Genomic DNA, 12,666 nt, shown 5'->3' on the forward strand with positions numbered 1-12,666 from the left:
CCACACGGCGTCGAGCCGCAGCGTGGCACCGGACGTCCGTGTGCGGCAGTCGGAGCTGAGGGGTGGGGACACGGAAAACCTTGGATCCAGTCCCGAGCCGGGTTCCGGGGACCTTCCCACCCACCCCCCATGGCCGCGAGTCCCTCACGATCTCCGTCCGGCGTCCGGACCGTATCCGGAGGCACCGACAATGCCATCCACCTCGGCCTGTTCCAAAGGACCAGCAGGTGGGAGGTGTCAAGCGTCAAGCGCTCGATCACACCTGCACGTCGCACCCGGCGATCTTGGTGAGGACGAGCCTGCCACCGTGACAACTACCTGAAGCCCTGCCCGACCCGTACGTGCCACCGCTGTTCGAGCTCCGTCCCCAGGGGCGCCGGCAGGGCAAGGAGGCGGAACTCGAGGGCCGGAGACCGTCGGGATCGCGCTGGGCCGAGCCGAGGCCCCGCCTATCCGCTGACATCCACCTGCGCGCAACAACGCGAGCATGGCTTGACCGCTGTGACTGAGCACGGTAGTTGGCCCCAAAGGACAACTGCGATGCACAGAACACGAGCAGGTGTGCAGGCGATGTGGTCGAGGGCTAGCTACTCGTCGCCCAGGGCAGTCAGGCCCAGGGGTCGTCGGACGGTTCGGGCTCTTCGGGGTGGAGCATGCGGCGGACGCAGTCCAGGAGCCCCGGCTCACCGCGTCCGGCGGCGGCCATCCAGGGCAGGGCGTCCATGGCGCGGGCGCGTTCTTCGGTGGCCAAGGCTTCGACGGAGGTGTGCAGGGCGTCGGGAGCAAGTTCGTCGGTGAGGCAGAGCCAGCCGATCGCGGCCGCAAGGCGGACTTCGGGGGCCTGTGCACGGTCCTGCCACAGCTCGCGGATCCGTGCGGTGGCCGGCTGGTGCGGGTCGGCACGTGTGGTCTCTGCGATGGCGAGAACCAAGGCGGCCCGGGCCATGGGGTCCTGCTCCTTGGCGAACCGGGTAGCGAAAGCGCTTCGGACTGTATGCCCAGGGTCGGCCGCGGTGGCGAGAGCGTAGGAGGCGTCGATGCGCATGGCGGGGTCGGAGCCGTCGAGGAGAGGCAGGAGGACGGGGGCTCCGGTGGTGATCGCGGCTCGGGCGGCGGCCACCGACCAGCCTGCCGGGTAGCCGGTCACCTCGACGCCGTAGTCGTCGTAGTCGTCGTGCTGGGGGTTGGAGCGGTGAAGGAGGAATTCGTCGCGGGAGGCGACACCGAAGTAACGAGCGCGGGCTGGGGCGGCGAGACCACGGAGGACATCGGCGCGGTGTCGATGGTGTGGGTCGGTGGCGATCGGGATCAGGAACGGGACGGCGAGAGCGGCGGCGGCCCTGCTGTCGTCGGCGCACATGCCGATCAGGACACCCACCGAGTCACGTGCCGGCTCGTCTCCGGTGCGCAGCAGGTGAACGGCCTCCCGGGCCTTCTCCCCGTGAGGGAAGTTTCCCCAGGGAAGGCCGTCAAGGAGGGCTCCGTCGCAGGTCCCGGGCCGGATGCTCGCCACGACAGCCCGGATGTCGAACGGGCCTCCCGCGAACGAGGCCAGATCCGCCCCGTCCACCAGTGCCCGACACATCGCGAACGTCGGATCGGTCCGCCAGTCCCCCACACCACACCATCCCACCGTCGATCCACAGAGATTCGATCATCCGCGATTCGGACGACGTGAAGCCACCTGGCAGTCAGGCCGCTGCATGCCGCAGACCATCGCCATCCCAGAAACCCCCAGCTCGGCGTGTCTGTGCCGGCTACTCGCGAGACATATATCGCGCACAGGAGCCAACTATCGCGCTCAGTCACAACCGCGTACCCACCTACCTCTCCTGGCTCTGCACGGTGGCTTCCGGAGGCCAAAGAGCGCTGTACGGCCCGCTGACGCCCTTCAGGGTGCAGGAACGTCACATCACACCGGGTGAGTTGAGTTCGGGCCTCAGGAGCCGCATTCTGTCGGTCGCTTTTCAGTCGGAACACCTGAAATAGGCGCGGTGTCCGGACAGGGGAGACTCTGTCCGGAATCTTGTCGGTTGTCGGCTGCGGACCGCGAATCCCAGGGGCCAGCCCCTGGACCCCGCCAGCGCCTGGCCGCGCTGGACCGGCCTTGGCATGGGGGGCTCCTCGCCCCCCAGACCCCCACGCCAGGCGCTCGGGCGCCCTGGACCCGCTCCCCCTCACGCCCTGCCCCGGCTCCCTGAAGGTCGCCGGTGCACCCCTCGGGCGCAGGGCGCCCTCACTGGGCATGAGGGTCTCGGGCGAACAGCGACGGGGCCGCACCGGGCTGAGGCGGGGGACTGGCCGCTCATTGTCAGGAACAAGCAGGCTTTGGGCGGGCGTGAGTTGGCTGATGTATCGGCGGGCAGGCTATGGCTGCTGCACGGAGTACAGGTACGACACGGACAAGCCAGAGCAGCAACAACAGCAGCAAGATCAACAACAGGGCTGGCCTGACAGGTCGACAGATAGGAGTGCACAAGTCCTGGGGCCGGCGGTCACGTTGCTCTTGTAGTAAGAGAGCGCCGCGCCTACACGCCTCTGACCTGCATGTTTGCCCGAACCAGTGTGTCGTGCAGGACACACTCGGATCCCCGAAATGTGTATCCAGCGGGCACATTTGGCGGGAAACTCAAGCAGCCGTGTAGTTTCCAGCTGAGGCGTCAGGCCTATCATCGACGCAGGTCAGAGCGTCGGGCATCGGAGCGGCGTGCGCGACGCGGACCTCCGAGAACCGAACAGAATGTGCCCCCATCACGGCACACGAAATCAAGTATCCGTTGACTTTCGGGGCCTCGATACAAAATAACTACACGCAGTGTGTACTTTCGACGCTCGCGTCGGCGAAGGCTCCGGACAGGTGCGCCGCCCGGCGCGCCGACGCGCCAAAAGACAAGCACACGTTGATTTTTTGGATACTCTCGGACCGCCTGAGTAACAAGGAGGTCCTGTGACATCTGATCCGCCCGCCCGACGTCGGCGCGGGCCCCGGCCTGTCCCCGCGCCCGCCGCGGCAGGGAACGACGCCGAGTACGGGGACATCCTGGCGGTCCTCGGCCAGCAGCTCGGGGAGAAGGTGGCACACGCCGCCGATCCCCGTGGCCGCCGCCGGCTCAAAGGCGTCCACTTCGAGTACGCGGCGGACCCCAAGGCCGTCCACGACATGGCCGGGGGAGCGGGCTACAGCCTGGCCAGCAACTGGTTCACCCAGCTCCTGGCCCAGTTGGCCGTCGCCAACAGCATCACCAAGTCCCAGCTGTGCGTGTTCCTCTTCGTGGCGGGCGGTCAGGTGCCGGGCACCGGCATCACCCAGTACACGCAGCAGGAGATCACGGACGGGCTGAACACGATCGCCGCCCAGAAGGGCGGCAAGATGATCACGCGTTCCACGGTCAACCGCGCCGTCCAGGCGCTCTGCGGATACAACTGGGTGGAGAAGGCTGGCAACGGCCGGATCCAGATCAACGTGCGCCTGTGGTTCCAGGGCAACAGCACGGCCCAGCACGAGGTCCTCGCCGAGATCGCGGAGCGGCACGAGCACAACCCCGCCGCGTTCCCGTACGTGGTGGGACCCGAGGGCGCCCATCAGGAGGAGCTCGACCTCGACTTCGGTGCCGAAGCCGAGTTTCGCGGAAGGAAACGTACCGGGTGATAGTGCTGCCAGGCCCGCGCACGGGCGACCGCTCACGAGGAAGGCTGTCCCATGGCTAACGTCATGTCTCCGATCGTCGCGGAGCGCATCTGGGCCCTGCCGCTGTCAGGGTCCGCCGTCAAGTTCCTCCAGTACCTCGTCTCCCGCAGCGACTTCGGGGGAGCACTGCCGGTACGGCAGAAGGACATGGCGGCCGAGTACGGGGTCACGCCCCAGGCCGTCAGCGGCCTGATGGCGCCCCTGTGCGACCTGAACATCGTCCTGCGCCCGCGCAGCGAGGAGCGCAACGGCAACTCGTACCGGCTCCACCCGCTCGCGGCGAAGTACGAGAGCCCCGAGGCGATGGAGGCTGCGTTCCGTGCGGCGCTGGTCCGCATCCAGGCGGGCGACCTCGCCAACCTGAAACTGCCGACCTACAACCAGGCCCCGCCCGCCCCGACGGGCCGGCCGAAACTGCAGGTCGCCTGACCTGCGTACGGGACACGCAAGGGAAGGCCCTCCACGTCGGTGGAGGGCCTTCCGTGCCTGAGCCATGACGCTCGGCCCTGACAGTACGAAAGCAGTGATCAGGGCATGCACTTCACCCAGCACGGTCACCGGACAGGCCGGGGATCGGGTGCCGGCGACCGGCGTCTTCTGCCAGGCTGCTAGAAAATGCCGGCGCGCATGTGCTGGGTAAGGTTCTCGAGGATCTCGCGCAGCCACTGACTGCGGACGGCCGGCAGCCGGACCAGGGTGTGCTGGAACACTCCCGGGTCGGCCCAGAACAGCCGATGGGGGCGCGGCGCGAGCGGGTCGTAGTCGTCGCGGAGGACACCGTCGGGTAGGCCGCCCGACGCGGGGACGGGCAGGTACGGCTCGGGGAAGGCCAGCCACAGCCACACCCCGAACGGCAGCGGCACCGGGTATGCCGAGGCGGCCGGGCCGGCCGGGGTCCATATCTCGCCCGTCTGGGGATGGGTTGGCACGAGGAGGATGTCGGCGTCCGCGTCGGGGGCGGGCCATCCCGGTCCGGCCAGGGCTGCGCGCAACGGCGGCGGACCTGCGGGCAGCAGGGCATCGAGGGCGCGTCGGAACACCTCCGCGACCAGGCCGGCCGGGACGGTCACAGGCCGACCCTCCGAGGCCGCCAGCAGGTGGGCGAGGGCGCGGCCGGCTGCCGCCTCCCACTGCGGGCTCCATGACCACCAGCGGTTCGCCTCCCGTCGCGATCCCCATGTGGCGATCGGCTCGAACGGGGGCGTGCCCTTCCCCTGCTCCATCAGCTCCGCCCAGGAGAGCGGTGCGGAGTCGGCGATATCGACGGGGCGGCGGCGCACGGCGTTCGGGGCGAGCCACACCGCCTGCCAGAGCGAGCAGTCGTCGATCCGGCTCGCCACGGGCAGGCCGCACGCCTCGCAGGCCATGTTGGGGCCATCACCCCAATCGAGGCCGCAGCAGTAGCCGCCGCCTAGCTCCGGGATCAGCAGGGTGCCGCGGGCATCTCCGGGTGCGATGACGATCGCGCCGGGCGCGCCGTCGGACAGGGCGTAGACCGGCGCGTAGATGCCGCGGGTTGCTGCCTCCTTCGGATCGGTCTCCTCCCACCTCCGCCACGGCGGCCCCCAGGGCTCCGGGTCCACGGCGAAGGTGCCCGGCTCCATGAGCACCGGGAGCTGGATCCCGTTCCCGTACTTCTGATGGGCGTGGGCCGGCAGGGCGACCTGGGACAGCGAGGTGGTCAGCCTGGCCCCACACCCCGCACAGACGAAAACGAACAAATGTCCTCCGCTGGAAAAGAGGAGCATCGTCGCAGCTCGGCGCCGTCCGGCCAACGTGTTTTTCGTCCACTGCGGGGCCGGAGCGCCGCCACGGCGCGGAGCCTCGGCTCCAGGGTGAACAGGTGCCGGTTGTCATCCATGCCGGCGGTGAGCGGCGGGGTCCCAACCAGCCGTGGTCGGAAGGCACTTTCCGGAACCGATCTCCCGGACAGGGAAGGTAAATAGAACGTATAGGCTGCTCCGAGATTCATGATCGACACGCGGTGGGGGAGCGGCATGCTGACGTATCAGGATGTGATGACGACCGACTACGGACGGCTCCTGACGGCAGCGGACAAGTGGCAGTCCATGGCGGAGGAGCTCCACAAGGTCGAAGAACGCTACCGGGACAGCGTTCAGAAGATCCACATGAGCGGGAACTGGGCCGGCGTGAGTGCGGCCACCGCGCTCACGAACTTCGCCGCGACCCGGTACGAGTACCAGGCCGCGCAGACCCAGGCCAAGGCGACCGCCACCCTCCTGCGCAACGGGCACCAGCAGCTCACCGAGCTGAAGAAGAGTCTGGAGACCGCGCGCGACGACGCCGTCAAGGCCGGAATGAGCGTCTCCGGCCAGGGAACGGTGGCCTTCGACTACGACAAGCTCAGCGCCGCCGAGAAGAGTGCGGTCCATCACGACCCCGACTACATGACGAGCGTACGGACCGCCGAGCAGGCCTGGCGCGAGCACATCAAGGAGTGCGTCAAGGCGGTCGACGAGGCCGACAAGGACCTGCGCAAGGACCTGGAAGCGGTCGTCAAGGACGGCCCCGGTGCCAAGGGCGACGCCACCCCGGGCACCGGGTTCAACGGGCAGGCCGCCGAGGTCGCGAAGGCCGACGATGCGCAGAAGCAAGAGCGCATGGATCTCGCCTGGCTGAAGATGCGGGACGACGAGACCATCGACGACTACATGGAGCGGCTGCAGAAGGAGGGCCTGACCCGCCTGACGGGCAATCCGAAACTTGCCGAGGTGGTCTCCAACATCAGCAAGACCTCCGTGACGGCCGGCGCGTTCGCCTCGGCCCTCACCGTCGTCGGCATGAACTCCTGGAAGCTGCAAAACTACTTCAAGGACGTGAAGGCCGGGAACTTCCCGAAGGCCTTCACCGCCCCGGGTACCTTCGTACCGCGCACCGCCAACGCGCGGCTGGCGGGAGGGGCTCCGGGCGGACTGCTGGCCAGGTTGCCTCCCAACGTCGCGGGCGTCCTCACCGGGTCCGACGAAGCCGCCATGTGGGGCGGCAAGATGAAGAACGGCCGTTTCTTCATGCCGACGGCAGCCGAAGCGAACCTCGTGACCGTCGCCAGGCAGGGCGGTGCGATGAATGCCCTCAAGGCGGCCGGTGCGATGCGCGGCCTGGGCGTGGTGGGCGGCGTAGCGGGCACCGTCTACGGCGTGGCGAACCTGGCCACCTACGACACCGACATGATCAAGAAGGATCCGGCGAAGTTCGCCACCGACGTCACCGGCACGGCGTTCAGCGCCTCGATGACCGCGCTGACCATAGCGCCCAATCCGATCACGGCCGGATTCGCCGTGGGAACCGGTATCGCTTACGGCGCCGCGCTCGTCTGGGACAACCACGAAGCCATAGGCAAGGGCCTGGAGAAGGCCGGGCACTCGCTGGCCGGTGGTGCCAGGAAACTCGGCAGTGCGCTCAACCCGTTCGACTAGGAAGAGGCAGGGACATGCACACCCAGAGCACCCCGTTCGCGCTGAACACCTGGCAGGGCGGTGAGAAGGGTCAGCTTCGCCGGACCGGATGGCAGGGGACGTCCCCGGAGTGGGGCGACATCACCGTGGCCTCGCTGCCCCACGCCCACGATGACGTCCGCGCGACCGAGGTCAGCGGTGGCCAGATCCCCACCGTCGAGTTCGAGTCGCGGGGCATCCAGGTGATCGTCACCGAGCGGCCGACCCTGAACGGGGCGACGTTGCGGGTCGGCGGCGCCAACGTGTACCTGAAGCGGAACCGGTGGGCGTTCACGCGCCGGGGCCGCGCCCTGCACATGAAGTACGCCGGCGACCGCTACCGGCTGTGGGCGGTCAGCCGCAAGGAGTACGCGGTCATGCGCGAGGCGGACAACCAGGACCGCGGCGCCACGGTGACGGTCAGGGAGACCGGCATGGGCAAGCGCAAGCGGGTCGAAGTGAAGGTGAAGGGCCGGGCCGTAGGGGCCGACATCGCGCTGGCGGTCCTGTTCGCCGGAGTCGACCGGTCCGTGCTCACCCGACGGGGAGCCATGCGCGCGGGCGTCTCGCGGGTCTTCCACGTGGCGGCGGACTCCTCAATGACGTGACCGACGACCGACCGCAACGAAACGACCGACGGAGCAAGCGAGCGTATGCCTTCCTATGACCTTTCCCGAGCCCGGTTCCGCCTGAGCGACGAGCACCTCCTGGTCCTCGTACAGATGGCGACCGGTGAACCCGTCCCCGAGGCACTCTTCGCGGAACGGGAGGAACTGCGGGAGTGCGGGCTGATCGATGGGAAGGGGCTGCTGGCCCACGTACTCGTACCACTGCTCGACACGCTGATCGACCCGGCCGTCGTCATCTCGCTGGAGGCGGCGGGGAGGCAGGGCGAGCTGCACCACGGGATGCTCATAGGGCAGGAACACGTCATCTCTCACCGGGCCTGGCCCGGTGAGCGCGAGGCGGAGTACTCCTGCGTGGAACCGAAGATGCTGGTGTGGGCCCTGTCGGACATGGTCAACCTGAAGCAGTCCGGCTCCACGCCACAGCCAGGGAGAGTCATCGAGACCCGGGTCTGGACGGTCGAGGCGGGTGTGCGGGCTCTGGAGGGGGTGTCCCTCGCCGAGGTCGAGGGGTCCGAGCGCGCCTACATCGGCAAGGCACTGGCGATGGACGGAACTCTCGGCGGAGCCGAAGCTGCCCTGCTGGCCGACCTCATCGCCGAACTGCGCTCGAGCTGGCGGATGACCGCGGCCTGGCGGGGGCGCCAAGCAGGCCAGGACGGCGTGGAGGGGCGCGGTTTCGCGGTGTGGGACTGTGGCCCGCTCGGGTACTGGCATCGGGAGTCCCCCGCCGAGCCGGTGGCCGCCGACCAGGTGAGTCCGGACACCACCATGCGGCTCGTCCAGGTCGGGCCGAAGCGGGTCTGGGACCTGATCGCGGAGCTCCTGCCCGAAGAAGGCGAACTCCGGCGCGGTTGAGCCCGACACAGGGCACCGGGTGTGGCCGGGGCAGGCGGCCATTGACCAAGAAAAATCCGAGGGGGAGCAGGAAACATGTCGCGGGACTTCGATCACCATCCGGGCCGGCTGGCGGACTCGGACACGGGCATGCGGTTGAACAGTGCGGGAGCTCCCGCTGGGCCCCTGGCCCCTGATGGCCCCGGAGATTTCGCATCCACACCCGCCGAGAAGACGGCAGCCGCGAACACGATAGAGACCGAGCTGGAACCGGACACCAAGAAAGCCGCCGAGCATGCCGACGAGGCCACGAACACGGCGGTGAGCGGCTTCAAGGGCTGGGAGACCGCCACAGGTCTTAAGAAGGTCTCGGACACCTGGGACAAGCAGGTGAAGACGCTCATGGGCCGTCTTTCGTCGGAGAAGAGCGCGCTGCGTGGTGCGTCCGGCCTGTTCGTGCGCAACGACATCGGCCTGGGCAACCAGTTCCGCCCGATCGGTTCCCGGTCGGGGCTCGATCACTTGTAGGTGGCAGAGGCTGACGCCAAGCCTGCCGGCCCCACACAAGACAGAAGGCCCTCCACCTGAGTGGGGGGCCTTCTGCGCCTGAGTAACAGTTGGCCCCCACTATATCCGCCGACCACTGGTCGGCGACAGCTCGAACGCCCACACACGTTCGTGTGGTGGCGCAGGGAAGGGCTGGGCCTGGGAGGGACTGAAGGGTCCGCTCAGTCCCTTCGCGTTTCGGTCCCTCGCGGGCGCTTTCGTAAAACTGCAGGTCAGAGCATTCCCATGGGGGAGCGGCGAGGGACCGGAGGGACTAAAGGGACCGAACTTTCCTGTTCCACTGATTACGCGTGCGTGTGTATGCGTACGCGCGTAGAGGAGGTACTAGGGCCTTGCTAGAGCCTGGAGCGCTGATAACTGGGACTTCTCAGTCCCTTCAGTCCCTTCTTCCGAGCTTTGAGTCCTCTGACCTGGGCTTTTCCGTGAGGGACCAAAGAGGGACCGAAACGCTCGGTCCCTCGCCCGAGTCCCTGCCCCTGCGCGCAGGCCCACTTGCCCACCCGGCGACACGCCCGGCGCGGGAAACCCTGCGGTTCCCGGCGCTCCCCTGGTGGACACCGGGAGGGTGCGTGCGGCCAAGGGACTGAAGGGACTGGGGAACTGATACAACGGCATGAGGGCTGCCACCCCCTGGGGTAGGCTCAGGACCTCATTCGAAAACTCGGTCCCTTCAGTCCCTCCCTGAGTCGTTCTGGTCCTCTGACCAGTGCTTTCGCCTCAGGGACTGAATCAACTGCTGGGTCCCTCGACAAGGACGATCAGCGTGCCAGGCCAGGGCGACACCAGGAGAACAGCGTCATCGGGGAGCACCAGTCCCTTCGATGTCGCGATGTGGTGCGCCTCCCAGGGCTGGCCCGTGCACCCGCTGGCCCCCGGCCGCAAGACGCCGGCCGCCAACTGCGCCGCCTGCCGGGAACACACCCACCTCCCGCAGGCCTGCCCCTGTGCGACGGCAGGCAAGTGGTGTCACGGCTTCCACGCGGCCACCACCGACAACGACCGGCTCAGAGCCTGGTGGGGAGAACACCCCTCCATGGGCGTCGGTGTCTCTTGCGGTCCCGCAGGGCTGGTGGTCCTCGACGTAGACGCGCACAGCGCCGAAGTGCCCGACCGCGACCGGCTCCTGCCGGGCATCACGATCCACCAGGACGTCAACCTGGCAGGCCTGGCCTCAGGCTTCGACACCCTGGCCCTGCTCGCCGCCTACCGCGGCCAGCCCGACCCGGCGCAGGACGAGACCACCCTGCGGGTCAGGACACCCTCCGGCGGCCTCCACATCTGGTACCGGGCCACCGCGCCCGGGGTGCGCTACCGCTCCTCCACGGGGTCGAGTCCCAAGGTGGCCCTCGCCTGGCAGGTAGACGTACGGGCCGTCGGCGGCTACATCGTGGCCCCCGCAACCCGCACCCCGGCCGGTGCGTACGAACCCGTCGGCCCGGCCCGGCTCCCGGCGCCCCTGCCCGGCTGGCTGGCCGCCGAACTGGCCCGCACCGGCCACGTGGTCGACGACAGCCCCGCGCGGCCCGCCACGGCCCAGGTGCCCCGCCCGGCCGCGAGGCCCGACAGCACGGGAGCCCAGCGTCTCCTGGAACCGCTGCTGGCGGCGGTTCAGGCTTGTGCGGCCGTCCCGCAGGGCGCGAGCTTCACCGAGAAGCTCAACCGCGCCGCCTACACCGCCGGAGGCCTCGTCGCCGCGGGCCACCTCACCGACACGGAGGCGCGCGAGCTCCTGACTGTAGCCGCCGACGCGGCCCGCCCGCACCAGAGCCACCGCAGCCTCGCCACCATCACCTCAGCCCTGTCCGCCGGACTCCACCGGCCGCTCCATCTCAAAGGACGCCCATGAGCAGCGCCGACGGCCCGCGTTTCGACGCCACTGCCGCCGCCCAGCAGATGCTCGACCTCGAAGGCTGCCAGCCGGTTGCGAACGTGCCCGCACAGCAGGGCACTGCCGCGACGCATGAGCAGGCCCGCCAGGCGGGGCAGCTTCCGGGCCTGCTCACCGACCGCGGCAACGCGAAGCTGTTCGCGGTCATGTACGGGGACCAGTTCCGTCACGTCGAGGGCCTGGGCTGGTACCACTGGAGCCAGTACCGCTGGAAGCGCACCGGGGGAGAGAAGGCCGCGGTGTGGGCCGCCGGGGACATGGCCGAGCAGATGCCGCCCACCGACCCCACCGGACTGTTCAGCGACCGTGAACTGCTCCTGCACCGGCGCCGCTCGATGTCGACCCCGGGCATCAAGGCGATGCTCACCCAAGCCAAGGCCTCACCCGCCCTCGCCCTGGACCCCGACATCCTCGACGGCGACCCGTACGTCCTGTGCACCCCCGCCGGCGTCGTCGACCTGCACACCGGCCGCCTGCGCAAGCCCGACCCCGAACGCGACATGCACTCGCGAGCCACCAGCGTCGCCCCCGAAGCGACCGAGACCCCGCGCTGGCACCGCTTCCTGACCGACACCTTCGGCGACGACGCCAAGGGAACGGAAACCATCCAGTTCCTCCACCTGCTGCTCGGCTACTCCATCACCGGAGACGTCGGCGCCCAGGTGCTCCCGTTCCTCTACGGCACCGGTGCGAACGGCAAGTCAGTCCTGCTGGACGTGATGACGCAGATCCTGGGCGACTACGCGCAGGCGGCACCGCCCGGCTTCCTGATGGAGAAGGGCAAGTTCTCCGAACACTCCACCGAGCTGACCGAACTGCACGGCCGGCGCATCGTGGTGTGCAGCGAGCTGAAGCCCAACGACAAGTTCGACGAGTCCCGCGTCAAGCTGCTGACCGGCGGCGACCGGATCATGGCCCGCCGCATGCGGCAGGACTTCTTCTCCTTCACGCCCACGCACAAGCTGTGGCTGCTGGGCAACCACCGCCCCGAGGTCGCCTCCGGCGGGCACGCCTTCTGGCGCCGCATCCGCCTCATCCCCTTCGAACGCGTCGTGCCCGCCGCCCGCAAGATCGACAACCTGGCCAAGGAACTCGTCGACAGCGAGGGACCGGGCATCCTGCACTGGCTCGTCGAAGGCGCCCAGCTCTACCTCCGCACCCGCGACCCGCTCACGGGACCCAGCTCCGTACGCATGGCCACCCAGGCGTACGCGACGACGGAAGACCACATCGGCCGCTTCCTCACCGAATGCTGCGCCACGGAGTCCACGCGGAGCGGCGGCGACCTCAGGGTCGAACAGGGCCTCCTCTACGCCGCCTACAGCGCGTGGTGCAACGCGGGCGAGGGCATCCGGCCCGCAACGGCCCGTGCCTTCGCCACCCGGGTGCGACAGGAACTCGGCCTCGCCTCACCGGCCGACATGATGAAGTCCAGCGGCAAGAAGTACTACCCCGGACTCGCACTGCTGGCCGACGACGACAGCGAACCCGCGCATGTCTAGACCAGGCCGCCTACACACGCGCCGCGCACCTCTCTACGATGGACACGGCCCCCTCACCCGGGACCCATTCCCGCCACCAACCCACCCAGGCCCGAACCCGGCC

General features: G+C 68.8%; 10 protein-coding genes. 8 read left to right on the plus strand and 2 right to left on the minus strand.

The window, feature by feature from the left end:
- Positions 1-607 precede the first annotated feature (607 nt).
- Positions 608-1,585 (minus strand): hypothetical protein, encoded by a 978-nt coding sequence (locus tag ACFV0Q_RS01090; RefSeq protein WP_384998462.1) that lies wholly within the window; start codon positions 1,583-1,585, stop codon positions 608-610.
- Positions 1,586-2,947: 1,362 nt separating this feature from the next.
- On the opposite strand from ACFV0Q_RS01090, the gene ACFV0Q_RS01095 reads away from it, so the two are divergent.
- Both ACFV0Q_RS01095 and ACFV0Q_RS01100 read left to right on the plus strand, forming a co-directional pair.
- On the plus strand, positions 2,948-3,649 hold the full coding sequence (locus ACFV0Q_RS01095) for a hypothetical protein (RefSeq protein WP_384998465.1): 702 nt from the start codon (positions 2,948-2,950) through the stop codon (positions 3,647-3,649).
- 51 nt (positions 3,650-3,700) lie between these two features.
- Positions 3,701-4,117, plus strand: a complete 417-nt coding sequence (locus tag ACFV0Q_RS01100) for a hypothetical protein (protein ID WP_384998468.1) — start codon at positions 3,701-3,703, stop codon at positions 4,115-4,117.
- 179 nt (positions 4,118-4,296) lie between these two features.
- Here the strand turns inward: ACFV0Q_RS01100 and ACFV0Q_RS01105 are convergent, their stop codons facing one another.
- The gene (locus tag ACFV0Q_RS01105; protein ID WP_384998471.1) at positions 4,297-5,409 is read right to left on the minus strand and encodes a hypothetical protein; all 1,113 of its coding nucleotides are present in this window, start codon (positions 5,407-5,409) and stop codon (positions 4,297-4,299) included.
- A gap of 276 nt (positions 5,410-5,685) precedes the next feature.
- Here ACFV0Q_RS01105 and ACFV0Q_RS01110 point away from each other — a divergent pair, with 276 nt between their 5' ends.
- The 6 genes from ACFV0Q_RS01110 (at position 5,686) to ACFV0Q_RS01135 (ending at position 12,563) form a co-directional block, all read left to right on the plus strand.
- Positions 5,686-7,125 carry a hypothetical protein gene (locus tag ACFV0Q_RS01110; protein ID WP_384998474.1) on the plus strand — a complete coding sequence of 480 codons (1,440 nt, stop codon included), beginning with the start codon at positions 5,686-5,688 and terminating at the stop codon, positions 7,123-7,125.
- A 14-nt stretch (positions 7,126-7,139) separates the two neighbouring features.
- Complete coding sequence (locus ACFV0Q_RS01115; RefSeq protein ID WP_384998477.1) at positions 7,140-7,751, plus strand: hypothetical protein; 612 nt, start codon at positions 7,140-7,142, stop codon at positions 7,749-7,751.
- A 45-nt stretch (positions 7,752-7,796) separates the two neighbouring features.
- A complete protein-coding gene (locus tag ACFV0Q_RS01120) occupies positions 7,797-8,627 on the plus strand; it encodes a histidine kinase (protein WP_384998480.1) in 831 nt (276 codons plus the stop codon).
- Between the two features lie 75 nt (positions 8,628-8,702).
- The gene (locus ACFV0Q_RS01125) at positions 8,703-9,134 is read left to right on the plus strand and encodes a hypothetical protein (RefSeq protein WP_384998483.1); all 432 of its coding nucleotides are present in this window, start codon (positions 8,703-8,705) and stop codon (positions 9,132-9,134) included.
- Between the two features lie 868 nt (positions 9,135-10,002).
- Entirely contained in the window at positions 10,003-11,019 is a 1,017-nt protein-coding gene (locus tag ACFV0Q_RS01130; protein WP_384998486.1) for a bifunctional DNA primase/polymerase, read from the plus strand.
- Positions 11,016-12,563, plus strand: coding sequence for a phage/plasmid primase, P4 family (locus tag ACFV0Q_RS01135; protein ID WP_384998489.1), 1,548 nt, complete (start codon positions 11,016-11,018; stop codon positions 12,561-12,563). Before ACFV0Q_RS01130 ends, ACFV0Q_RS01135 begins: the two co-directional genes overlap by 4 nt.
- Positions 12,564-12,666: the final 103 nt, after the last annotated feature.

The sequence above is a fragment of the Streptomyces sp. NPDC059564 genome (assembly GCF_042735575.1).
In the GTDB taxonomy this organism is placed as follows: Bacteria; Actinomycetota; Actinomycetes; order Streptomycetales; family Streptomycetaceae; genus Streptomyces.

Excerpts from the sequence above, each read along its gene's own strand:
- ACFV0Q_RS01125 (WP_384998483.1), top strand. The coding sequence starts at position 8,703 with ATGTCGCGGGACTTCGATCACCATCCGGGCCGGCTGGCGGACTCGGAC.
- ACFV0Q_RS01135 (WP_384998489.1), top strand. The coding sequence starts at position 11,016 with ATGAGCAGCGCCGACGGCCCGCGTTTCGACGCCACTGCCGCCGCCCAG.
- ACFV0Q_RS01120 (WP_384998480.1), top strand. The coding sequence starts at position 7,797 with ATGCCTTCCTATGACCTTTCCCGAGCCCGGTTCCGCCTGAGCGACGAG.
- ACFV0Q_RS01130 (WP_384998486.1), top strand. The coding sequence starts at position 10,003 with ATGTGGTGCGCCTCCCAGGGCTGGCCCGTGCACCCGCTGGCCCCCGGC.
- ACFV0Q_RS01100 (WP_384998468.1), top strand. The coding sequence starts at position 3,701 with ATGGCTAACGTCATGTCTCCGATCGTCGCGGAGCGCATCTGGGCCCTG.
- ACFV0Q_RS01115 (WP_384998477.1), top strand. The coding sequence starts at position 7,140 with ATGCACACCCAGAGCACCCCGTTCGCGCTGAACACCTGGCAGGGCGGT.
- ACFV0Q_RS01110 (WP_384998474.1), top strand. The coding sequence starts at position 5,686 with ATGCTGACGTATCAGGATGTGATGACGACCGACTACGGACGGCTCCTG.
- ACFV0Q_RS01090 (WP_384998462.1), bottom strand. The coding sequence starts at position 1,585 with ATGTGTCGGGCACTGGTGGACGGGGCGGATCTGGCCTCGTTCGCGGGA.